Here is a 22,835-nt window from a genome sequence, read left to right on the forward strand (position 1 = left end):
AAAGAAATTTTAAAGACGCGAAAGATCCCAAAAGAAAAAAACAAAACGAACCAACGCTAACCAATGTAAAGCCCATTCTGGAAAGAAAGGGCCTTTTTATGTGTGCGTCTTGGATCAAGGAAAGTATAAATCCAATACCAAGAAATAGGATAACAATCAGTAGTGGTTCCAGCATATTGGATCAAACGGTTTGGACTAAGTATTGTTAAGTTATTAATAAACAACAACCATAGAAAAAGGGGATTACTCCTCCCCTTTTGATTTGATTCCAAGAATATAATTGGCTGCTTGGTGAGCTTTTTGTGATGCATAGATCAGCATTTTTGGATCATCCTTTAGAGGCTTAAGCCATCCTTTGAGGTAGGCCAACGAATTTTTAAAATTGGCTTCCTTGATCCCAGCATAAGCATTTAAAAAACTGGCTCCCATTTCCGCAACTAATTCTTCCTTAGAATATTCTGCAGATTTGTATCCAACCAAAGCAGGTCTTTCTGAAAATCTGCCCAATCTGCTTGCATGCCCTGTGCTATGGATAATTTCATGAAAAAGAACAGAATAAAATTGCTCATCTCCTTGGAAGGCTTCTTTATCGGGCATATTGATATAATCATTAATTGGGCTGTAATAAGCTTCGTCGCCCTGGTGAACGATATTTGGGCAATCAGTGTAACCTGAAATAATGGCCTCGCAAGTTTCGATTGGAGAAAAAACTCTTTCCTCCGTTTCCTTGATAGAAAAATCGATTCCTTCTATTTGATCGATATTAAAAACCGTCCAGATAAACGGAGTAAACTTCCTTCCAAATACATCCTCTTTCTCCCCTTCTTCGTTTTTCTCCTTTCCTTTGACAAATTTGGAAATCTTCCAGAATACAACCTTAGTCCCCTTTTCGTTCTTTTTGACATTACCGCCTAATTGCTTCGCTTGTTTGAAGGTTAGAAAATAAGGGCTACTGAATTTTTTGGAGGTAGTCACCCAAGCTAGCCAAAGTGAATTGAAGCCCAAATAATGACGATCTGAAGCATAATTTTTAGGTTCGTTTTTAGGATTCCAAACTTTCTCCCATGTAAGATTTTCGTTTTGAATACCTTCGATGATTTCGTTAGTTACGGTTTCTGCTAGTTTGTTGAAATTTTCCCAAGCTTTCATAGTAGTATAGATTTAATTGTGTTGAAAAATGACACCTCACTCATTTGATCAGTTACCCTTTCTCCCTGTAGTATATCCAAGGATATTAGGAAGTTCGACCCGACATTAGACCCAAGATTTCCCCCGAACACAAGGGGTAGATTTTTGGGAGTGAAGGGCGATATGTGGGCGTGAAGTGACATTTTTTTTATCCACTGGTATTGAGGTTCTGACCGATATGCAACCCATAGAGTTCGGTTCTGCATAGGGCAAAAGACTGGGCTAAAAACTGGGTGGCAGTCCGTAGGAAACCCTGTTTTTAGCTCAGGGCGGAGCGCACTTTTGACCATTGCAGGTTCGCACTCAACCTTTGCTTTGTCGTGTCATCTCTTCAAATACCAGGGCATTTCGGAGGAAAAAAATGGAACGGATCGGCAACCGACCAAAACGGACTAAAATCCTCTTGTGTACGGAAGGAAAATCTGAAAATGGCTTGCCCCCCTAAAGGTGGTCTGGTCTACGGCTTTACGGATCGGACTTTCCAAGTCCTAGGTTTGCCTGGATCTTGGACAAGGCTAAGTGTAGTAAAGCGGTAGACGTGGGGAGTGAAAGCCCTCTCGTAATCGGAGTGGAAAGAGCTGTCATTTGAAAAATGGTGCAAATGGATCGGAATGAAAGGAGTGGGCGAAACGGCGGAAATGGCTTAGGGATAGAAATGCAAATCCTTTTTTCAAAAAAAAGATTGGGAGTGGATAGCCCGATCCTAAGAAAGCCCCAATAAATAGATAGTAATCTGAAAAAGGAAAATCTTAAAAACACCATCTTTATGCTTCAAATCAATCTACCATGTCCACGTCTATCCATGTCAGCAAAAAGCTGGAAACATTAATCAAAAAGCACATCACCCCTATCGGAGAAACGGAAAACACAGGAATTCTGGGAAAATGGAATGCTACGGTATTTTATGTCAACCGAATGAAAAATTGGCTGCTTTACAACCCAAAAACCCATTATTCCCTGATCTTGGAAAACATCACAGCCAAAGACCTGCCGAACATTCGTGAGAAAATCAGCCAAGAGCTTCATCTACAGCTAACGGTCGATGGAATCAATTCAACCCAAGAACAAGTCAACTGGCTCTTGGACGAGATCAGATTCCATTCCACCGATGGGGATCGTAGCGCCTTGGGATACATGAACCAGATTATGTTCACCCTTGAATGCCATCTGGACGGAGCGTTCTATCGGAGCCTAGCCCAAATTAACGCCTACCTAAACGACAGTATCTTCAGTCTGGACGGTGTCTCCAAATACACCAACATTACCAAACCGAGGAAGGAAATGGAAAAAATTTTAAAAAACTATCTTGTCTCAGATCAGGAAAAGCCCATTGATCCAAGTCTGTTAGATTGATGGATTATTTCCGGCATCTTCCATAGGACGTGCTAACTAATAACCAGCCCAATTACGAAATAAAAAGAGAGCCCTAAAGCTCTCCTTCATCTGCAAAGGAATAATACCCTTCTGCCGTCATGATCACATGATCCAGTACTGGAATATCCAGAATATTACCTACTTGTTTAATTCGCTGGGTTAATCTTTTATCCTGCTCAGATGGCAAAAGATTCCCACTTGGATGGTTATGTGCCAGGATTATTGAGTGGCAGTTACTCTTGATTGCAGCGGCATAGACCAGTTTTACATCCACTACCGTTCCAGCTGTACCTCCAGAACTGATGGTTACTATACCTAATACTCTATTCGCCCTAGATAGCAGCATCACTTTAAAATCCTCAACAAACTCAATCCGATCTGTATCCCAAGCTTGTGCAAATACTTCATACACCTGTCTGGAAGAACTCACCTTAGGACGTAAGGAGTTTTTCACTTTGGTACTATAGCTCAGCTTAATCTCAGCTACTTCAAACAAATCAATTTTTCTTTCGGAAGTCTCCATAATCTTTTTCGTTTTTGTGGAACAATGAATTATGAAGCTTCATCAGGCCTGGGGCGACAAAGACCGAAAGGAAAAGGAATAAAAAGCGCAGCGAAGCAAGCGGCTTTATGCCGGAAGCTCACGGTCGCCCAGAGCTCTAAGGACTAACTTTGTGAGGAATTCTAGGTGCATAAAAAACTACTTAAAACCTCCAAGCTTTTGAGCGATCAATGCCAATTGGAAGCTGAATAAATGAAAGGATGTGGGCAGGATAGGAACGAAAGGAGTGAGCGGAACAGTGGATTTAGCTTATGAAATTAAAACCATATGCATTTTAATATTTTTATATAAATGCTTCTTTACGTATAAACGAACGATCATATTCCGGTTCTTGAAATGTCATACAAATTTTGCTCAAAAGAACAGCAAGGGTTAGATTCTCCGCTACAAAATGTGCGGATTTTGCGGTTTTCGTACCATTATGCAACGGGGATTATTCCACTTCCTGCCTTACAAAACTCTAATTCACCCGATTGCCCTCGTATTTGTTCAGTATTGGGTATGTGACTGATAGGCATTTGGGTAAGCTTACCCTGCAAGCGTAATCAACTTTGTATACTCACTGGTAGCCAAATCAATTATCGAATTGACCTTGCACTCCAAGATGGGAAGAAGCTTTTCAGGTACTTTAAATCCAGCATGATAGCGGGAATTAGCATAACACTTGTCCAGCAGCTTAAGTAGTTTTTCCTCCTCTGGAGAAAAAATTGATCCTAATTCGGGGTTATACTTGGATGCAAAACGTAGCAATACCCTGATTTCATGGGTTTTCTTTTCAAGCTTTTCCCAAGCCATCAAAATAGCCCTAAGGGCCATCTCTGCCGATTGGTGAAGTAGGAATGGAGCCATTTCTCGTTTGGCCTGCTCAGTGAGTGATTGGAATTCCTTTGCTTTGTCCAACCCCGATTTAAGCCTTTCTGCAGCTTTGGTGAAAATCTGTTTCCGATCTTCGGGACTTAAGGTTGGCAATTCCTCAAAATTCGAAGAGAGATATTTTGCCTGACTTGGAAACACTTCTTTCCATAAGTAAGGATTCCCTTCAGTCAGGCTTTTTTTCAGATAGGAACCCGAGATACAATGAACTTGGTGCCCTTCATTTGCTGAGGCCAGAAACTCAACCACTTTCTCCAATTCGTCATGTTCATTGGGACTGAGATGCGGCAGGAGCAAATACCAATGGTGGATGGTAGCGACTTCATGCTCATAGACTGCCAATGGATGAAGCAGTTCGATGAATGCGCAACAAAGCGCATCCATTCTGCTGATAGTTGGTTGCTCTTTTTCTTTTTGCCTTTTTTGATACTGATGGCTCAGCAGATGGCTCAAGAGCTCATAGAAATACATCCGAGTGGCAATATCCATATCATCCTTTTCCCGCTGGGTAAGGAAAATCATCCAGCCCTGAAGCATTTCCCAGAGGTATTCATGCAATTCATTTTTGGGAAACAGGTTGAATAAGTCATCTGGAGCATGGTCAGTTTCAAATTGTAGCATCGCTTGTTGAATTTTGAGAGGGAGAGAATCGAACGTAGATCAGGTAGCAGGCTTCAGTGAGCTTGAGAAAGTATTGGAAATCTTTATGATATTCCCCTTCAGCACCCTCCGTTACAGAAAAGGAGTAAAAAGCTGTTTCACGAAAGTGATTCCAGCGACGAATCCATGATTTCAGTTTTTTCCGTTTAAAAAATTTTCTTAGGAATCTGCTTGGATCCAAAACCTGAGATGGGCTTAGATGTCTTGGAAAATATTCAAGTAAACTGTAGAAGGAATCAGGTTTGTCCTGATTTAAATTTCTGCTTTCAATCAAATCATCGATAAGGTGTGCCCACTTTAGCTCCTCCTTTGCAATAGCTGGGAAATCAATCAATAAAGTGCTTGCATTAATTAGCTTTAGAAATACCTGTCCATTGTAATGAACTGCATCAGGAAGTATTTTGTAAGAAGAAAATCGAGAATCAAAAACTGAATTTTGAATGGTCGAAACCTTTGAGACCCAATATGGAAGATCTGCTATAGCACCAAAAATATCGTCTAGCACCTCAAATGCCTGTCCCTGTGATTGACAGCGGTATTTTTTTCGAAACGTTCTGAAAGTATTTTCCATTCTATGCTCGGTTTGGTTAAAACACAACAGGGTAACTCAAACTAAAAGAATCATATCCGTCCGGTTTTTCAGCATCAAAATGACGGACATAGATCAAATAAGTAGCCTCAATCAGCTTATGGAAATCCCTAAAATCAGCCTGAAATACCTCTACGTCTTCGGGTTCTAGAAAAGTAAGTCCACTAAATGACTCTTCAATCAGTTGATTCCATCTCCTGGCCCAGTCGGGACATTGTCGGCTATAGTAAAACTCCTTAAGAAATAAATAGGGATCTTGAATCTCCTTAGGACTCAGGAAGTGTGGTAATAAACTGATTCTTTCTACCAATGAAGGTGTCCGCTTCCTACTATGTTTAAGGATCAGATCTTTCCAGCTTGGATTTGGACAGGGAGGAAACTGAGTCTTTTGGCAGAGGTAAAATCCGATATAAATAAGCTGCAAAAATTCTCCACCTTGGTTTATAATCGATTTGGGACTAAGAACCTTAAAATTGGGTTTATCCTGCAATACCTGCTCGAAAATCGCTGACAGGTCACTTTTCCAAAAGCTCAACTCGCAATAATCGCAGAAAAAACGATACAATCCCCTGTGACAATCCAGTAAGTCTTCACATACTTTTTCTTCTTCAAAGGTATTGAGGTAATGATACATGACATTGGCTATTTGTTGTTGAGACAAATTCATGACTTTCAACAGGATAGGCTATTCCTGAATGGGATAAATTAGAAGAAAAATGGGAATAAAATATTCAGCTACAGTCTGTTGATGGGTGAGAAATCATTCTGGGATGGGGGAATGTCAAATTACTATGTATAGCAAAGGACTCCATCCCATAAATTGCCTCCTACCTCAGCATGGAGAATAAAGGGATTCAAGAGTTCATCTTAGCTATAGCCCAATCAATAACTTTTTCCGATAAAAAAGACTGAGCAAATTTGATATTTCCTTGGATCATGCCTTCCAATGGAATAATTTAGTTTATTCCCTTTCGGGAGAAATTCTTATTTTTCCATTGTACTTACAGACTATGAACGACAAAATCCACCACGGCAGAAATATCAAGCGATTCCGGGAGATGATGGGCATCAAGCAGGATGCCTTGGCCCACGAACTCGGAGAGGAATGGTCCCAAAAGAAGATCAGCTTACTTGAGCAAAAGGAAGAAGTCGAAGAAGAACTGCTGCGTCAGGTCGGTGAGATTCTCCGAATTCCGGTGGAAGCCTTTCAGAATTTTGATGACGAGCAGGCAATAAATATTATTGCTAATACTTTTGACAATGGCTCTATTTTAAATGGTATTAACCATAATCCAACATTTCATCCAATCGATAAATTGATTCAACTTCACGAAGAGAAAATCGCCCTTTATGAGCGGATGTTGAAGGAGAAAGATGAGATGATGGCGAGGTTGGAGAAGTTGTTGGGTAAATAAATGTATTAATCACAAACTAGAAGTCTTTCTATCACCTTTCAATAGCCCTTTGTGCAACCTAGGGAAAAAGGAATTCAGAACGAGGAAGACAACCCGAATGGTATTGAACTTAAGGGAAATGGAATTACAAATTCCAAAAAATATTATGGTGTAAATGCAGTCTACGCTAAGCGGCACCGGAACCTCAAATCTGGAAGACTATAGGCTATTATGAGCCGGAGGTTTATGTTTTTTTTGATCTTTCCTCCAGGGCGTCGATTTCGCGGTCGAGACGGGGAAATTAGCTGAAAGAATACTTTGAATCAATGTTCTTGATATCTCCAAATCTTATTAAAAGCGAACCCTCATATGTGAAATTGAAAAACACCTGAACATTTTGAGAAGATCCCCTAAGTCTTTTCACCTGATCTTCTTCAGAATAATTTCCAATAACTTTTGATATTGGCTGAATTAAAATCTCTTCATTTAATAGACCAGCAGACAAGAATTTATTTTTACTTTTGCCAAATTGTTCACTTTTTAATGATGACCATTTAAGATCTAAACATTCCCAGGATTTTTCTTTTTCTGATGAATAAAAATAATTAAAATGCTCATCAGATTTTAAAATTGTATCGACAGTGTTTGAGTAATTTAAAATTACAAACCAATCAATTTTATCGATAATTAAGAGAATTGAAATAAATTCCTCCTTATTGATTTCATTATTTATATATTCTTTAAATATATTACCAACTAATTTAGATTTAAAAACGTCATTCTGTTGAGAAACATAATAAATCGTTTTCTTTATTATTTCAGGATCATCCTCTATTTTGTTTGTAAACTTTTCCTTTTCACCCTCGGTTTTGGGGTGTGCTGAGTCAATAAATGAAACAACCATTTCAAATTCTCTAAAATCCCTATTCGAAGCATACCCTTTTATAAATGGATTTAATATTGCAGTAATTGGAGGTATAAACAAAGGCTGACCAAGTAAAAAAGTGGATAAGGAGGGTATAATGGATTCTAAACTTACAGCAAGAATCTCTTTTAGGTTATCTTGGATTTCCTTTTCCGTATTTCTAAATTCCTTCAATAAAACAATTTCACTACTTTTTGCTTTCATCCCTCAACCCCCTCCACTATACTAATCTCTTCCAAAGTCAATCCATACAACTCATACACTAGGGCGTCGATGTCGCGGTCGAGGCGGCTGATGCCAGAATGGAGAAAAGAAGGAATTGTTATATTCAAATTAATTATTTTCATGATTTTAACCAATTTATATGATCTGGATGAGCTAAGAAATTTGGATCAAGTGATTCTAAAAATTTATTTTTTAAAAGGCTCTCAAATTCTAGATTCTTTGGGAAATAGAAATTATACAAATAAAAAATTAATGCCTTCTCTTCATCAAGTAAGACTTCCTCAAAATATGCAATACGATCAGCTGAAGGAAAATCAGTTAAGCTTTTTATTACTTTGTCTAAACTTCTCCTGTAAAGATTTAACCCTCCTCCTTTTGTAAAAGTGCTTCCTTTCACTGCACTTTGAAGTGATTCTACTACTTTTGATTTTTCATTTAAATCACCACTATGCTTAATTAAGTAATCTTTAACATTTTTATGGAAGTCTATAATGCCAGGCTCACCAACAAATCCTCTGTATTTAATTTTACTTTTTACATTTTCAAAAGAATTTATTACTCTTTCTATCAATTCTTCTTTTTTTCTCAAATCATTTTCTTCAATTTCTTGACGATGTTTTTTTTCCTGCTGAAGATAAGCAAGAGTTAGTAAAATGAATCCAATAAATGATCCTGCTGCAATGGAGTAATTCCCAACAAAATTTAAATATTCTATATCCTTAAAGCATTGTGGAAGTAAGGTTAGAATTCTTGGAAAGAGCATAGGTGAAATTCCCAATAGGGCTAAAGGAATAGCTATAACTATTAGAAAACGTTTAAAAAAATCACTCATACATTACCACCTTCAATAAAACTCATCCTATTAATTTCTTTCATCATTCTATCCGTCTGTGTAAAAGCTTTGATTATTCGTCAATATTCCATACTCCCTTCCAAATTGAGGATTCTGCCTTTCCTTTCTATATGCCATTTTTGGCTTGATGTATAATCCATCATCTTTCCTTTTCCTAAAGTTATCAGTTTTACTGAAATCGAAAAGCAATTTTATGGATTTAGACGGGATCAGCTTCCGCCCCACAGATGGAGATCGCAGCGCATTGAGCTACATGAACCAGATTCTGTACACGGATGAATGCCACCTGGACGGAGGCTTCTATCGGAGCCTAGTTTACCACGCCTATTGCTTTTGGACTGGGGTCCCACTTTGCAGGCTGGACTTGAGAACCTTTTACTGGATTATGGATATCACTACCACTTTTTATAGTTCACTCTATATTATTCGTGGTGGCATTCAGGCGAAACCTTATTATCTTAGGAATCGCAAGCAACAAAAACAGTTATTCCAGCCTTAACTGCCCCAAATAAAAGAAGTTAAATGAACATCACCCAGATTGAATCCAACCTTCAAAATCTGATCAAGACCTTTTCCAAAGAAACTTTCATTTATGATCTGCTCTTGGCGTATGGCCTGCCAAAGGCTTCAATCACCCGATTACAAAAAGGGAATCTCAACCTATCCAAAACAGAAGGGGAAATATCCTGGAAAAAGAAACTCCTTTTTCAAGAAGAGTACACCGCTGATTTACATCTTACTATATCGGAGCTAGTCAAATCTATTAAGCATGACCAGCGATTTGTTATCGTCACCGATTACAATCTTTTTCTGGGGGCAGACACAAAGACAGGTGAAAAGCTTGATATAGAATTGCAAGAATTGCCGAAGCATTTCGATTTTTTCTTGCCCTGGGCAGGAATGGAAAAGGCGCAGCACCGCAATGAAAATCCAGCAGATGTCAAAGCTGCGGAGCGGATGGCGAAGCTTTTTGACGAAATCAAAAAAGATAATCCTGTTACCTCTGAGGATGATTCACATGCGCTAAATGTCTTTCTGACCCGACTCCTGTTCTGCTACTTTGCTGAAGACACACATATTTTTCAGGATGGGCAGTTTACTAATGCTATCAGCTCACATACTGCGGTAGATGGAAATGATCTCCATACCTATCTGGAAAATTTATTTGATGTGCTTAATACAGCTTCAAAAGATCGGAAGAATTTGCCTGTCTATCTAAGTGCATTCCCTTATGTCAATGGGGGATTGTTCAAAGATCCATATCAAGTCCCTGTCTTCACTAGAAAATCAAGACAGCTGACTATCGATGCCGGAGAGATGAACTGGAAAGATATCAATCCGGATATTTTCGGGTCCATGTTCCAAGGTGTCATCGATCCTGACAAAAGAGGAAGTTTGGGGGCACATTATACCTCTGTTCCCAATATCATGAAGGTGATCGAACCGCTATTTCTGGATGAGCTGAAGGCAGAATTTGAGAGATCGAAGCATAATCCTAAAAAACTGAAAGAGTTGCTTGCCAGACTCAGCAAAATAAAAATCTTCGATCCTGCGTGTGGAAGTGGCAACTTCCTGATCATCGCCTATAAAGAACTAAGACGACTGGAGATAGCAATTATCCAACATCTTCAGGAATTACAAAAAGCTGCTGCTGGATTTAACGGGAAAAGCGAACAGCTATCTTTTATTCCTAAGGCTCAACTTACCCTCGCTGCATCTTTTCAGGTAGAGTTGTTTTCCAGAATTCAGCTTAATCAGTTTTTCGGAATTGAGATCGATGATTTCGCACATGAGATTGCTCAGCTATCACTCTGGCTAGCTGAGCACCAGATGAATGTAGAGTTTCAGCGAGAATTCGGGAAAACTAGCCCTACTCTACCGCTGAAGGAAGCAGGTAAGATCGTTTGTGGAAATGCTTGCCGTTTAGACTGGGAAGACGTCTGTCCGAAGAAAGAAGGAGATGAGATTTATATTTTGGGAAATCCGCCATACTTGGGAGCTCGGTTTCAATCGGACTCACAAAAGGAAGATATTTCAGTAGCATTAAAAACTATAAATGGCAGAAATAGTCTTGACTATATATCATGCTGGTTTGTTAAAGCAAGCGAGTTTATACAAAAAACCTGGGCTGAGTTTGCATTTGTTTCGACGAATTCAATTTGCCAAGGAATACAGGTGTCGTTGCTTTGGCAAAATATTTTTGATGCAGGAAATGATATAAAATTCGGGTACCCTGCTTTTTATTGGTCAAACAATGCAAAAAATAAAGCTGTCGTTGCCGTTATTATAGTTGGTGTTAAAAATGCTGCTAAAAGCACAAAAAAGACTTTGTACCTAAATGGAATTAAAGAAGAGGGGTCAAATATTTCCCCTTATTTGACTTTGGGATCAAATTTGATGATTCAAAAAAGGCAAACAGCGATTTCTAATATTTCTCCACTAGTATTCGGGAATCAATCAGTAGATGGAGGTTTCCTTATTTTATCAAACCAAGAAAAGATAGATTTAATTAAAGCGTATCCTAACTCAGATAGATTTATCCGGAAATTTTATGGTTGGAATGATCTTTCTAAAAATATACCTAGATGGTGTATTTGGATAAAAGAAGAACAGTTAAACGAGGCGCTATTGATTCCAGAAATAAAAGAGAGAATTCAAAAGGTTAAAGAATTTAGATTAAGCGGTGGAGAAGTTGCTAGGTCTTTAGTCAATATTCCATATAGGTTTAGGTATACCCACGAAGGCAAATCCAATTTTATAGCTGTCGGGAGAAATTCAAGTGAACTCAGAGAATATCTTCCAGCCGATTTTAAGCCTGCGACAGATATTGCAGGGGAAACTATGCAAGTTATTTATGATCCGGATCCATTCCTGTTTGGGCTGATTTCATCAAAAATGCACATGACTTGGGTAAAAGCTGTCGCAGGAGGTATGAAAATGGATATTCTATATTCTGTTACCATATGCTATAATACCTTCCCTTTTCCTACCATTTCCGGTCAGCGTAAGCAGGAAATCACCCAATGTGTATTTCGGATTCTTGAAGAACGGGAACGGCATTCTGAAAAAACCCTGGCACAGTTGTATGATCCTGATAAGATGCCGGAAGGCTTACGTGAAGCACATCGACAGAATGACCTGGCTATCGAGCGATGCTATCGCAGTCGCCCTTTTGAATCGGATGAGGAACGCTTGGAATACCTATTTAAGCTCTATGAGAAAATGATAGCTGAAGAGAAAATAAAGGACAGTCTTTTTGAAAAAGAGAAAAAGGGAAAGAAAATCAAGAACTGATGGAGAGTTTACTTAGACAATTTTTGACTCAGGATACTGAAACAGAAATATTGGAATTTAAAGAGGCGAAAACCCAATACGATAAAGATAAGCTGGGTAAGTACTTCTCTGCACTTAGCAATGAAGCCAACCTGAAAAATAGGCCAAATGCATGGTTCATTTTAGGAGTGGACGACAAAAAGCAGATAGTAGGCACAGAAATATCTGAGGCGAAAATCAATGACTACAAGAAAGAAGTATCTGATCACACCTCTCCCAATATGACATTCCGTGAGGTTCATAAGGTACAAATCGACGGTAAAACGGTATTGCTATGTGAGATCCCGGCTGCACCTAAAGGAATTCCAGTTTCTTGGAAACGACAATATTTCGGTAGAGATGGAGAGAGTCTAGGGATTCTAAGCCTTGATGAAATAGATCGGATCAGAGAACAATCAAACTCTTTTGATTGGAGTACTCAGATTATTGAGGAGGCTACGTTAGATGATTTATCACCAGTGGCAATCGAAGTCGCAAAACAAAAATATTCTGAGAAGAATCCCCACATTAAGGATGAGATTTTAAATTGGGAGACACTTACCTTTTTGAACAAGGCTAGGATTACTATACAGGGGAAAATCACAAATACAGCAATTTTGCTTTTGGGCAAACCTGAGTCAGAGCATTTTATCAGTCCTGCCACAGCTACGATTTCGTGGATTTTGAAGGATAAGGACGGTCTGGAAAAAGATTATCAACATTTCACATGTCCTTTGATACTTTCCGTTCAGTCAGTTTATGCAAAAATCCGAAACCTTAATTATAGGTATTTACAGGAGGGGAGTATTTTCCCTCAGGAGGTTAGTCAATTTGATCCTTATATAATCAGAGAAGCATTGAATAATTGTGTAGCCCATCAAGATTATACTATAGCAGGAAAAATAAATGTAGTCGAGCGTGAAGATGGAATCTTGATTTTTTCCAATTCTGGCAATTTTATACCAGGAACAGTTGAAAAGGTAATCGACTCCGATTCTCCTGAAACCAAATACCGTAATCCGTTTTTAGCCAATGCTATGGTTGATCTTAAGATGATTGACACAATTGGCAGTGGAATCCGAAAGATGTTTCTCATCCAGAAGAATAAGTATTTTCCATTGCCAGATTATGATTTTTCAGGCCAGAAGGTCACTGTAAAAATTACAGGTAAAATTTCGGATCTGAATTATGCGCGAAAACTTGCCCAAATGCCTGGCCTTTCACTTCATGAAATTATGTTATTGGATAAAGTGTCAAAAGGAAAACCCCTCAAAAAACAAGAAATTCAGCAGTTGAGAGCCAAAAAGTTGATTGAGGGAAGAAAGCCCAATCTCCATGTTTCTGCTATTGTCGCCAGCGCAACTGATGAACGTGGAGACTATATTAAGATGAAAGGCTTTAAGGATGATTATTATAAAAATCTTATTCTGGGATATCTGGAGAAATACGGAGAAGCTGAGAAAGAAGATATCGATAAATTGCTTTTCGACCTACTACCAAATGTGTTGGATGAGAAGCAAAAAAATAACAAAATCAGAAATTTAATGAACTCCCTTTCTAAGAAAGAAAATCAAATTGAAAATAAAGGGACAAACAGAAAACCAGTTTGGATAAAAAGTTTATCTAACTAACTGATTAAAAATAAAATTTAGATAAACTTTTAGATAAACTTTGGCGAAAAATGATGTTTAAAGCGTCTAAAGAGGCTTTTTATTGAGGAAGGAAGCATGTTTAAAGATAAACTTTAGAAGAATGGATGATGGATTTAGACGAAATATGACCACAACACCGCAGTATTGAGAAGACTTATGAGCTAAATCTTATTTGATGGTCATTTGACAGAATACACCTTTAATATTATAATACACTGATATTCAGATGATTCTTATTTGACGGTTATTTGATAATCAAGATGAAGAAAAACGACAGATCAATGGCTAAAAAAAAATAAACTGAAAATAAATTCTATGAAAAGTGCCTCAGAATTCGATCAAGTCACTTTTTTTCTTTTTGCTGTGAAAATAAATGAAAATAAAAACCAGAGGATAGAACAGAAACACAGAAAGAATAAATCAAGATTCTTATGTGACGGTCATGTGACAGCTACTCAAGCCAAATGTATAAATCACTGATAATCAGATGATTTTTTATGTGACTGTTATGTGATAGAAAGCGAAAAAACAAAGAGCATCGAGGAATCAAAAGTTTATCTAATTTATGGTTTAGTTTAGACGAGTTAGACGGGATTTAGATAAACTTTAGACGAACAGGAATCATAACAATTTGACATATAGCGGATTGAGTAAATATATTTAGATAAACTTAGACGAGTTTTAGATAAACTTTAGACGATTAGCCCTTTTTAAAATGCCCAATATAGTAGAAGTAAACTATCACCAAACTGGTCAGAGTACGCAAATCAATCCTATGGGAATGCGTGACATGCAAGCCCGAGCCTATGAAGCAAGACATGCCCAGTATTTATTGCTCAAAGCGCCTCCTGCTTCTGGAAAGTCAAGGGCTTTGATGTTTTTAGGATTGGATAAGTTGCGATACCAGGGGATCAAAAAAGTGATTGTTGCTGTACCGGAACGCTCTATCGGGAGTTCGTTTGCGCATACAGATTTAAAGTCTAGCGGATTTTTTGCCGACTGGGAGCCAAACGATGCCTACAATCTCTGCATGCCTGGAAGTGATGCAAGCATGAGCAAAGTGAAAGCATTCCATAATTTCATGGCTAATGATGAGCAATTAATGATCTGCACACATGCTACGCTGAGATTTGCATCTGACGAATTGGAAGAAAGTGCTTTTGATAATTGCCTACTTGCAATAGACGAGTTTCACCATGTTTCTGCTGATATCAATAACCGTCTGGGCGACATCCTCCGGAATATCATGCAGAAGTCTTCAGCGCATATCATTGCGATGACGGGATCTTATTTCCGTGGTGATAGTGTACCCGTATTGCCCCCTGAGGATGAAGCCAAATTTGAAAAAGTTACTTACAACTATTACGAGCAGCTGAACGGCTATAACTACCTAAAGTCTCTGGGTATAGGCTATCATTTTTATCAGGGCAGATATACTGAGGCTATATTGGAGGTTTTGGACACAGACAAAAAGACGATTCTTCATATCCCCAATGTCAATTCGGGCGAATCCACCAAAGACAAGCATAACGAGGTAGATTTTATATTGGATGCAATTGGCGAAGTAATTAAGCAGGATGCTGAAACAGGTGTGATTTACATCAAACGCTTTGGGGATGGAAAAATCCTCAAAGTAGCCGACCTGGTTGAAGATAATTCCAAGGAACGGGATAAAATCGTGGAATACTTGAGGAAAAGTAAAGACGAAGATGACATGGATTTGATCATCGCCCTTGGCATGGCCAAGGAGGGTTTTGATTGGCCGTATTGCGAACATGCTTTGACCGTGGGCTATCGTGGATCTTTGACTGAGATCATCCAGATTATTGGACGATGCACTAGAGACAGTAACAATAAAACACATGCTCAGTTTACCAATCTCATTGCCCAGCCTGACGCTGCGGATGATCAGGTGAAGCTATCCGTAAATAATATGCTGAAAGCCATTACTGCTTCCTTGCTTATGGAGCAGGTTTTGGCACCCAACTGGAAATTCAAAACCAAGCTTTCCGATGACGATAAAGCAAAGCCCGGTGAGCTCAATATCCGTGGTTTAAAAGAGCCAAGCTCCAAAAGAGTAAAGGATATCATTGAGTCAGATCTTAACGACCTGAAGGCGGTGATTCTTCAGGATGATCAAATGCTGAAGGCTATGCCTGGGAATGTAGATCCTGAGGTGATCAATAAAGTATTAATTCCCAAGATCATCCAAGTCAGATATCCAGATCTATCAGCTGAGGAAGTAGAAGAAGTTCGTCAGCAGGTGGTAGTAGATTCAGTGATCAAAAACGGAGAGATCAAAGAAACTGGGGATAAGCGCTTTATCCGTATGGCAAATACTTTTGTGAATATCGATGACTTACATATTGATTTGATCGATCAGGTTAATCCTTTCCAGAAAGCTTTTGAAATACTGTCAAAGTCGGTCACAACCAAAGTACTCAAGGTAATACAGGAGACGATAGAAGCGACTAGAATATCAATCAGTGAAGAAGAAGTCTTGCTTTTGTATCCTAAAATCAAGGAGTTCATAGCCATGTATGGCAAAAAGCCGAATATCAGTTCTGGTGATCCTTTGGAAAGAAGAATGGCTGAGGCGATTATTTATATCAATGAACAGAGGAGGAAGCATGCAGCATCGTAAAAAGTACTCCTCATTGGATGAAATCTTTAACGATGAGGAATTTCATCTGATCGAGGAGAAAAAGAAGATCTCATCGACCAGCACTCCCGATAATCGCTTGTTGGCATCATTCCATCAGGTCAATGATTTTTATGCTAAAAATGGCAAGCCTCCAGAAGCTAATATTTCCAACGTGTCTGAATACCAGCTCTATTCACGTTTGAGGAGCATTCGTGAAGATCCTGACAAAGTAGAAATGCTACTTAGCGAAGATATTCACGGTCTTTTGCAGGAAAATGACGCTAATATGGTAAATGAACCCAGCGAGCATTATAGTAAGAAACCAAAGAAAGAGATAAAATCCATTAGTGATATTCTAGATGATGATTTGGATATTTTGGGGGATGATGCCGGGCTTTTTGATTTTAAGCATACACCAAAACCAGAGGAACGGGCAAGTGCTGATTTTGTAGCTAAAAGGAAGCCCTGCAAAGATTTTGCTACTTATGAGCCACTTTTCAAAGAAGTACAAAAGGATTTGGCTGAAGGCAAGCGAAGTCTGATAGACTTTAAAATGGATAATTTGAAGGAGGGGGCATTTTATGTTCACAATGGAGTCTTGTTCCTATTAGAGCATGTAAACATTTCTCAAAAGGAGCATTACAGAGAGGATGGCACCAGAGTAAGAGAAGATGGAAGGACCAGGTGCATCTTTGAAAATGGCACCCAATCCAACATGCTCAAACGCTCTGTAGAAAAGATTCTTTATGCCAATGGAAAGGTGGTCACAGAAAATTTCGAAAAAGTAAATCAGTCATTTCAAGAGAACTTTGGAATGATCACAGATGAAGATAAGGAATCAGGCTTCATCTATGTGCTCAAGTCATTAAATCAAGACCCGAGAATCACTTCCATTGACAACTTATATAAGATTGGCTATTCAAAAGTTGCAGTTGAACATCGTATCAAAAATGCAGTAAAAGAGCCAACCTACTTAATGGCTGAGGTGGATTATATCGCAGGATGGAAATGCTATAATATGAACACCCAGAAATTCGAGCAGCTTATCCATAACTTCTTTGGCTCCTCCTGTCTGAACATTGACGTTTTTGACGAAAAGGGTAAAAGATATACACCGAGGGAATGGTTTATTGCACCTTATGAGGTGATAGAACAGGTCATTGGGTTGATTATTAGCGGTGAGGTGGTGAAGTATAGGTATGACGGGGAGAATGAAATGATTGTGGGGAGGTAATTTAGGAGGTAACTGAGTTTGGGTCTAAAATAGCCAACGAATTCCGACATTTAATGCACTAAAGCTTGACTATTACCCTCCGTTTTTTACTTTTAATAAATTTTTTAGCAAAATGTCGGAAAAACTCCGGTTATCTCTTGAACAAGCAAATGGTGAGTTGGTTGAACTAGACAACCTCTCAGGCGAAGCTTTATCTTCTTTTTTGGCCGTTGTTGGCTTTCTTAAAGCTGTAATTGAAGAAGAAGTAGATGAAAGTAAGCTCATTTACAGGTTGAAGAAAGGAAGTGCTCTCTTGGAAGTGGAATCATCGACAAACTCAATCCACACTTTTTACCATAGTTTACAATCGACAGTCAAAAACGGAAGTCATGACCGAGTGACAGTTAATAACTTAAGAAAAATGCAGTCTTACTTCAAAAATGATAGCTTAGACTTCAAGTTCGGACTATACTCCAACCTTAACCAACCTATTGACCTCAAAGAGGTTATCACAAAATCTGAAATAAAATCCAAAAGATCCAGAAATAAGTTTGAATTTAAATTAGAAATAAAAAGTGGTCTGTTAAATCAAATTGGAGGCAACAATCCTAATTATCATTTAGATCATGGAGGTATTGAAAAAATTACAATCTTTTGTGAACGTGACCAAGCAATTGAAATTAGAGAATCCTTATATAAAAATGTTAAAAGCCTAGTCGAAACAAAATCACCATCTAGGATTGATCAAGATGAAACCTACACTCATCGAGCAATTTTAGATGAAGAGGAAATTAAAATCATTCGCCCTTTTCTAAAAGACTATAACCAAGACGTTGATTTAATTACAAAACTTGATTACATACATAATCATTCTCTAAAAAACTCAGGAAACAAAAACATTCTGTTAAAATTCCTCAAACTAATTATTTTAGGTTTTACTTCTGAAAAATTCCATCAAAGTGAGTTAAAAACGGTATTAATCATCTCAAAATCACTTAAAGATGAGCCTTCCATTTCCAATGAAAGGAAAAGTTTATTAAACCTGTACAACAATAGATTTAATAAAGGATAATGTTTGAAGTGGTAAAATCTCTTGATAATTCGGAAAAGGATCATTCTTTTGTAGCCTTAGGGTATTTAATAGATAATCCAATTCACCATGCTGCTATTATCATTAAATTCAACAATAACCTCTTCCAATTTCATTTTACAGGTAGTGCTATTGATCTTTCTCCTCTTTCATACGACTTTTACCATAAGATCACTAATATAATTCAGGCAGGGGAAGTCCCTGCTTTTATCTCACACTGCAGGGCAATCGCCAAACAGGCACCTCCTTCATATGGCTTTTTCTATTCAGGCGATTATTTCGACGAAGAAGGAGTATATTTTGGAAATAAGGATGTTGGTCAGAGAATGACTTGCGTCGGCTTTTGTATTAGTACCTTAAAAGGATTTCTTGAGGAAGATTATATATTAGAATCTGACTGGGAGTTTGATCCAGACTTTAGGCCAGGATACTTAGAACTTTATTGTATTAGACATACTTTAAATATAGACTTAGTTAAGCCATTCTGGAAAAGAATAACTCCAGGACAGTTTCTAGCGTCTGGATATTTTTCCAAAACTCCGATCCCTAAGGCCCTTATTGATAATAAATACTCAGATTTAAAAGAAGAAATGGTTAGGAGAGCCGGTTATTTCGAATAAATCTTCAAAGAATTATGAAAGCTAAAACTAAAAAGCCCCGAAGGGCTATTTTTATTAAGATTCCTCTGATTCAGGCTCTTTGACAGAAACATAAACTGTGTGAGTTTTCCCGAACTGGTCTGGTTCTTTCAGCTTCGCTACGTTGAATTTGATGTAAGTTTCACCTTCATATTCGAAGGTGTGGTTTTGAAGCTCAGCCATGTTTAGGCTTACTTCCACGATGTCCATGTTTTCAACTTGCTTTCCTTTACCGATGTACTTTTTTGAGAATGCCATACTATTTTGGTTTTAGTTAAAATTTATGCAGGTCATTTAGGACAGTTTGGAAAGCGGAAAAAAATTAGAATTTAAAAACTGGGAGGTAGTCCGTAGGAAACCTCGTTTTTAGAAAATTCTGCTTGAAGCCCCAATTTTTTGAAGCAGACAGGCAGTTCGACCTTTGTGCATACAATTTGGACAAAACCGGAATAGGGCATGGAAATGCATTGGCAATTAAGCCAGAACGGATTAATGAAACAGCCATTTCATCTACATGAATTTAACCCTTAGGAAACTCCAACGAAAACGACCATTCTAGCTTTGAGAGCCTAGCTTTCAGTTTCTCAATACTCGCGAGCAGTTCATCAAAGGTTGGCGGCTTTTCCTCATAAATCATTTGTTCACGCATTTTTTGATAATCCGCTTTCCATGCTTCTATCACCTCTGGTATTGGCGTTGAGTTCAGTGTTTTTGGATTAAGACTATTATAATCTACCCCGCCCACTTTTGAAAAAGTAAATCTATGGTTCACTATAGTTTCATAGAGATCTTTGTCATTGATTGCTTTCTCTGCTACTTCAGAATTTGCCAATTGATGCACATCGTATAAATGGCGACTTAAGCGATCCACCCGCATTTTTCCCATAGGTCGGTGAAATTCCTCATGAAGCAAGAATAATTTTTCTAAGAAAGTTCTTTCGGGATTTACAGTAGGAATAGCAATCAATGGTGAGGTAAATTCACCCCCCTCATATATTTCATCGACAATTGACCCAAACTTTTTAACAGTGTATGGCTCTCGTAAAGATCGACAACCAACCTCAATTTGCACTCTTGGCAAAACGTAATCAGGTGTTTCAATAAGATTTGGATAGTGAATAAGAATAATTCTGGGGTCTTGATCGCTATCCTCGGCAGGAACCACTTCAAAGCTGACATCATGAAAACCTTTTGCGATGAACCTTGCTTTTAGTTCTTCACAAAATGGCCCAGTCGTATAAATACCGGCTTGTTTTCTGAGATTAGTTCTTTGCTTTTTAGAAAGATCTCCCTCGAAACCTAGGAAAGTGCGATCTATCGCTAAATCAACATCTTCGGAAAATCGCTGGATTAGCTTCCATGCTTTACTTAGTGATGTGCCGCCCTTGAATACTAGGCTTTGGCCAACCTCCATTTCAAATATGATCGTTAAAGCCTGAGTTACCCACCAGTCTTTCTCCACGGCGAATGCTGGCATCCCTGTTCTATTACTGATATCCTGAAAGATGAGTTCTTTTTCCGATGCCTCAAGAGTGTAAAAATTGCCTTTCTGCATTTTATAAAGCTTTCCTCATAATTTTTTGAATCCAAACTGGTGCAAGCCCAATATCGTAAATCAAATTCTTTTCGTCCTCTTCCTTGAGTAGCTTTATTATTTTCGCTTCTTCACTTTCTGTGACTTGACCATTCCCTATTTCTTTTAAAGCTTGTATGACAAGGCGGCTTATTTTCCCCTTAGCTAGAAGACTTTTTGGAGTTGTCTTTTTAAACTTGATCGTTCGCTTTCCGATTTTTATTTCTCTTGGAGAGCCATCCGTCAATAAAACAATCCTCATGGGTATCTGTGTACTGAGCCCTAGTGCATTTAACGCATAGGATCCAGTTGGGACTGTTCTCACCTTGTCTCGCTTTATAATCGCTTCGGCCACTTCCTCGGCTGATGGCATTACTTCACCAATCAACTTACTTTTTTTAGGTCGGGTATATATCCCCTGTGCTATTCGGAAAATGACCTTTTTATCTTCTAATCGCTCCAATGCCTTCCTTACCGCCTCGGACGAGCCGAAACTCGAAAAATCATCAGGAAAAAATAAAGACCCCAATGGCTTAACCTTTATATGTCTTTCTATTTGTTTTTCAATGCTTTCCATAGAAACACCGCTGTTTATTTGTCACAAATATAGTTTCTTTTTGTGACAAATATTCTAATCGTTCTGTCACAAATCTTATCAATATTTGTGACAGAACTAAATAGATTTTAGGCTTTCCGCTAAATTGATGAGAAATAAAAAAAGCCCCGAAGGGCTTTTAAGTTAAGATTCCTCTGATTCCGGCTCTTTGACAGAAACATAAACGGTGTGGGTTTTTCCGGACTGATCTGGTTCTTTCAGTTTGGCTACATTGAATTTGACATAGGTTTCTCCTTCATATTCGAAAGTGTGGTCATGTAGCTCAGCCATGTTAAGGCTCACTTCCACGATGTTCCTATTTTCAACTTGCTTTCCTTTACCGATGTACTTTTTTGAAAAGAGAACTATATTGATTTTAGTTTAAATTTATTCTTGTAAGCTAAGAGGTTGAAAGTCTAATAAAAAATCATCCTTTGTATTTAGGTTTAAAAAAACGATATGGAAAAAACCAATCAGAAACTGTTAGAAAAAATAAACTTTCTACTTGGAAAGGGTCAAACTATTACTCAAAACTACCTTGGCGAAAGATATGAGAGGTATGCTCCAAGTATTTTATTTTCAGAATTCAACTCAGCATGTCTATCTTTTATTTCAAATGTAATTGGTGCTGAAAGCGTTTACTACCAACAATTCAAAGCTGAAGTAAGGGGTTCAAACTACTATTATATCGAATCAGCAATTGGAATTTTAAATGCTATAAAAACGGAAATAGAATCTGGCTGGTTGATTTCATTTAAGAAACTAGTTGAAGCAGATGTTTTTTGTGATTTCTTAGAAATGGCAGAATATCTAATGGAAGAAAATTATAAAGATCCCGCAGCAGTCATGATTGGCTCCGTTCTGGAGGAGCATCTAAGAAGTTTGTGTGTAGAAAAATCAATTCCAATTTATGACGAAGGCAAAGAAAAACAGGTTCCAAAAAAAGCTAGTAGGTTAAATGATGATTTAGCAAAAAATGGTGTTTACAATAAATTGACCCAAAAGACTGTAACAAGTTGGTTGGATTTAAGGAATAATGCTGCTCATGGAAAATATGAAGAGTATAATATAAACCAAGTGAAACTAATGTATCAAGGAGTATTTCAATTCTTAAGTAAATAAGTGAAGAATAAAAAAAGCCCCGAAGGGCTATTTTTCAAGATTATTCTAATTCCAGCTCTTTGACAGAAACATAGGCCGTATGGCTTTTTCCGTACTGATCTGGTTCTTTCAGCTTCGCTACGTTGAATTTTACATAGGTTTCTCCTTCATATTCGAAGGCGTGGTTTTGAAGTTCAGCCATGTTCAGGTTCACTTCCACGATGTCCATGTTTTCAACTTGCTTTCCTTTACCGATGTACTTTTTTGAGAATGCCATACTATTTTGGTTTTAGTTAAAATTTATGCAGGTCATTTAGGACTGTTTGGAAAACGAATAAAAATTAGAATTTAAAAACTGGGAGGTAGTCCGTAGG

The 22,835-nt window shown here is 38.1% G+C and carries 23 protein-coding genes; 10 read left to right on the forward strand and 13 right to left on the reverse strand.

Annotated features, from left to right (window positions below):
• Positions 1-243 precede the first annotated feature (243 nt).
• The gene (locus U3A58_RS10125; RefSeq protein ID WP_323823305.1) at positions 244-1,149 is read right to left on the reverse strand and encodes an ArdC family protein; all 906 of its coding nucleotides are present in this window, start codon (positions 1,147-1,149) and stop codon (positions 244-246) included.
• 825 nt (positions 1,150-1,974) lie between these two features.
• Between U3A58_RS10125 and U3A58_RS10130 the strand changes: the two genes are divergently transcribed.
• Positions 1,975-2,541, forward strand: coding sequence for a DUF6933 domain-containing protein (locus tag U3A58_RS10130; protein ID WP_323823306.1), 567 nt, complete (start codon positions 1,975-1,977; stop codon positions 2,539-2,541).
• Between the two features lie 73 nt (positions 2,542-2,614).
• Here the strand turns inward: U3A58_RS10130 and U3A58_RS10135 are convergent, their stop codons facing one another.
• The 4 genes from U3A58_RS10135 to U3A58_RS10150 all read right to left on the reverse strand — a co-directional run bounded on the left by U3A58_RS10135 (position 2,615) and on the right by U3A58_RS10150 (position 5,913).
• Positions 2,615-3,085 (reverse strand): JAB domain-containing protein, encoded by a 471-nt coding sequence (locus U3A58_RS10135; RefSeq protein WP_323823307.1) that lies wholly within the window; start codon positions 3,083-3,085, stop codon positions 2,615-2,617.
• A gap of 567 nt (positions 3,086-3,652) precedes the next feature.
• On the reverse strand, positions 3,653-4,618 hold the full coding sequence (locus tag U3A58_RS10140; RefSeq protein WP_323823308.1) for a HEPN domain-containing protein: 966 nt from the start codon (positions 4,616-4,618) through the stop codon (positions 3,653-3,655).
• The gene (locus tag U3A58_RS10145; RefSeq protein ID WP_323823309.1) at positions 4,605-5,228 is read right to left on the reverse strand and encodes a hypothetical protein; all 624 of its coding nucleotides are present in this window, start codon (positions 5,226-5,228) and stop codon (positions 4,605-4,607) included. Before U3A58_RS10145 ends, U3A58_RS10140 begins: the two co-directional genes overlap by 14 nt.
• A gap of 16 nt (positions 5,229-5,244) precedes the next feature.
• A complete protein-coding gene (locus tag U3A58_RS10150) occupies positions 5,245-5,913 on the reverse strand; it encodes a hypothetical protein (protein WP_323823310.1) in 669 nt (222 codons plus the stop codon).
• 343 nt (positions 5,914-6,256) lie between these two features.
• Between U3A58_RS10150 and U3A58_RS10155 the strand changes: the two genes are divergently transcribed.
• Complete coding sequence (locus U3A58_RS10155) at positions 6,257-6,661, forward strand: XRE family transcriptional regulator (RefSeq protein WP_323823311.1); 405 nt, start codon at positions 6,257-6,259, stop codon at positions 6,659-6,661.
• Between the two features lie 280 nt (positions 6,662-6,941).
• On the opposite strand, the gene U3A58_RS10160 is transcribed toward U3A58_RS10155, so the two are convergent.
• From U3A58_RS10160 to U3A58_RS10170, 3 genes are read right to left on the reverse strand one after another with little or no spacing between them, the layout of a single operon-like run.
• Complete coding sequence (locus U3A58_RS10160; protein ID WP_323823312.1) at positions 6,942-7,769, reverse strand: hypothetical protein; 828 nt, start codon at positions 7,767-7,769, stop codon at positions 6,942-6,944.
• Positions 7,766-7,912 (reverse strand): hypothetical protein, encoded by a 147-nt coding sequence (locus tag U3A58_RS10165; RefSeq protein ID WP_323823313.1) that lies wholly within the window; start codon positions 7,910-7,912, stop codon positions 7,766-7,768. Before U3A58_RS10165 ends, U3A58_RS10160 begins: the two co-directional genes overlap by 4 nt.
• Positions 7,909-8,622 carry a hypothetical protein gene (locus U3A58_RS10170; protein WP_323823314.1) on the reverse strand — a complete coding sequence of 238 codons (714 nt, stop codon included), beginning with the start codon at positions 8,620-8,622 and terminating at the stop codon, positions 7,909-7,911. Before U3A58_RS10170 ends, U3A58_RS10165 begins: the two co-directional genes overlap by 4 nt.
• Positions 8,623-8,836: 214 nt before the next feature.
• On the opposite strand from U3A58_RS10170, the gene U3A58_RS10175 reads away from it, so the two are divergent.
• From U3A58_RS10175 to U3A58_RS10205, 7 genes are all read left to right on the forward strand, one after another.
• Positions 8,837-9,142, forward strand: a complete 306-nt coding sequence (locus U3A58_RS10175) for a hypothetical protein (protein WP_323823315.1) — start codon at positions 8,837-8,839, stop codon at positions 9,140-9,142.
• A gap of 23 nt (positions 9,143-9,165) precedes the next feature.
• On the forward strand, positions 9,166-11,937 hold the full coding sequence (locus U3A58_RS10180; RefSeq protein WP_323823316.1) for a class I SAM-dependent DNA methyltransferase: 2,772 nt from the start codon (positions 9,166-9,168) through the stop codon (positions 11,935-11,937).
• Positions 11,937-13,586 carry an RNA-binding domain-containing protein gene (locus U3A58_RS10185; RefSeq protein WP_323823317.1) on the forward strand — a complete coding sequence of 550 codons (1,650 nt, stop codon included), beginning with the start codon at positions 11,937-11,939 and terminating at the stop codon, positions 13,584-13,586. The genes U3A58_RS10180 and U3A58_RS10185 overlap by 1 nt, the downstream gene beginning before the upstream one ends.
• Before the next feature lie 736 nt (positions 13,587-14,322).
• The gene (locus tag U3A58_RS10190) at positions 14,323-16,251 is read left to right on the forward strand and encodes a DEAD/DEAH box helicase (RefSeq protein WP_323823318.1); all 1,929 of its coding nucleotides are present in this window, start codon (positions 14,323-14,325) and stop codon (positions 16,249-16,251) included.
• Positions 16,220-17,485 (forward strand): GIY-YIG nuclease family protein, encoded by a 1,266-nt coding sequence (locus tag U3A58_RS10195; RefSeq protein WP_323823319.1) that lies wholly within the window; start codon positions 16,220-16,222, stop codon positions 17,483-17,485. Before U3A58_RS10190 ends, U3A58_RS10195 begins: the two co-directional genes overlap by 32 nt.
• Before the next feature lie 112 nt (positions 17,486-17,597).
• Positions 17,598-18,536 (forward strand): hypothetical protein, encoded by a 939-nt coding sequence (locus tag U3A58_RS10200; RefSeq protein ID WP_323823320.1) that lies wholly within the window; start codon positions 17,598-17,600, stop codon positions 18,534-18,536.
• On the forward strand, positions 18,536-19,174 hold the full coding sequence (locus tag U3A58_RS10205; protein WP_323823321.1) for a hypothetical protein: 639 nt from the start codon (positions 18,536-18,538) through the stop codon (positions 19,172-19,174). Before U3A58_RS10200 ends, U3A58_RS10205 begins: the two co-directional genes overlap by 1 nt.
• Positions 19,175-19,228: 54 nt before the next feature.
• On the opposite strand, the gene U3A58_RS10210 is transcribed toward U3A58_RS10205, so the two are convergent.
• From U3A58_RS10210 to U3A58_RS10225, 4 genes are all read right to left on the reverse strand, one after another.
• Positions 19,229-19,450 (reverse strand): hypothetical protein, encoded by a 222-nt coding sequence (locus U3A58_RS10210; RefSeq protein ID WP_323823322.1) that lies wholly within the window; start codon positions 19,448-19,450, stop codon positions 19,229-19,231.
• A 262-nt stretch (positions 19,451-19,712) separates the two neighbouring features.
• Positions 19,713-20,747 (reverse strand): nucleotidyl transferase AbiEii/AbiGii toxin family protein, encoded by a 1,035-nt coding sequence (locus tag U3A58_RS10215; protein ID WP_323823323.1) that lies wholly within the window; start codon positions 20,745-20,747, stop codon positions 19,713-19,715.
• 1 nt (position 20,748) lies between these two features.
• A complete protein-coding gene (locus tag U3A58_RS10220; protein ID WP_323823324.1) occupies positions 20,749-21,342 on the reverse strand; it encodes a DUF6088 family protein in 594 nt (197 codons plus the stop codon).
• A gap of 162 nt (positions 21,343-21,504) precedes the next feature.
• The gene (locus U3A58_RS10225) at positions 21,505-21,669 is read right to left on the reverse strand and encodes a hypothetical protein (protein ID WP_323823325.1); all 165 of its coding nucleotides are present in this window, start codon (positions 21,667-21,669) and stop codon (positions 21,505-21,507) included.
• A 150-nt stretch (positions 21,670-21,819) separates the two neighbouring features.
• Between U3A58_RS10225 and U3A58_RS10230 the strand changes: the two genes are divergently transcribed.
• Positions 21,820-22,482, forward strand: a complete 663-nt coding sequence (locus tag U3A58_RS10230) for a hypothetical protein (RefSeq protein ID WP_323823326.1) — start codon at positions 21,820-21,822, stop codon at positions 22,480-22,482.
• A gap of 40 nt (positions 22,483-22,522) precedes the next feature.
• On the opposite strand, the gene U3A58_RS10235 is transcribed toward U3A58_RS10230, so the two are convergent.
• Positions 22,523-22,738 (reverse strand): hypothetical protein, encoded by a 216-nt coding sequence (locus U3A58_RS10235; protein WP_323823327.1) that lies wholly within the window; start codon positions 22,736-22,738, stop codon positions 22,523-22,525.
• Positions 22,739-22,835 lie beyond the last annotated feature (97 nt).

This window comes from Algoriphagus persicinus, assembly GCF_035156415.1.
Lineage (GTDB): Bacteria > Bacteroidota > Bacteroidia > Cytophagales > Cyclobacteriaceae > Algoriphagus > Algoriphagus persicinus.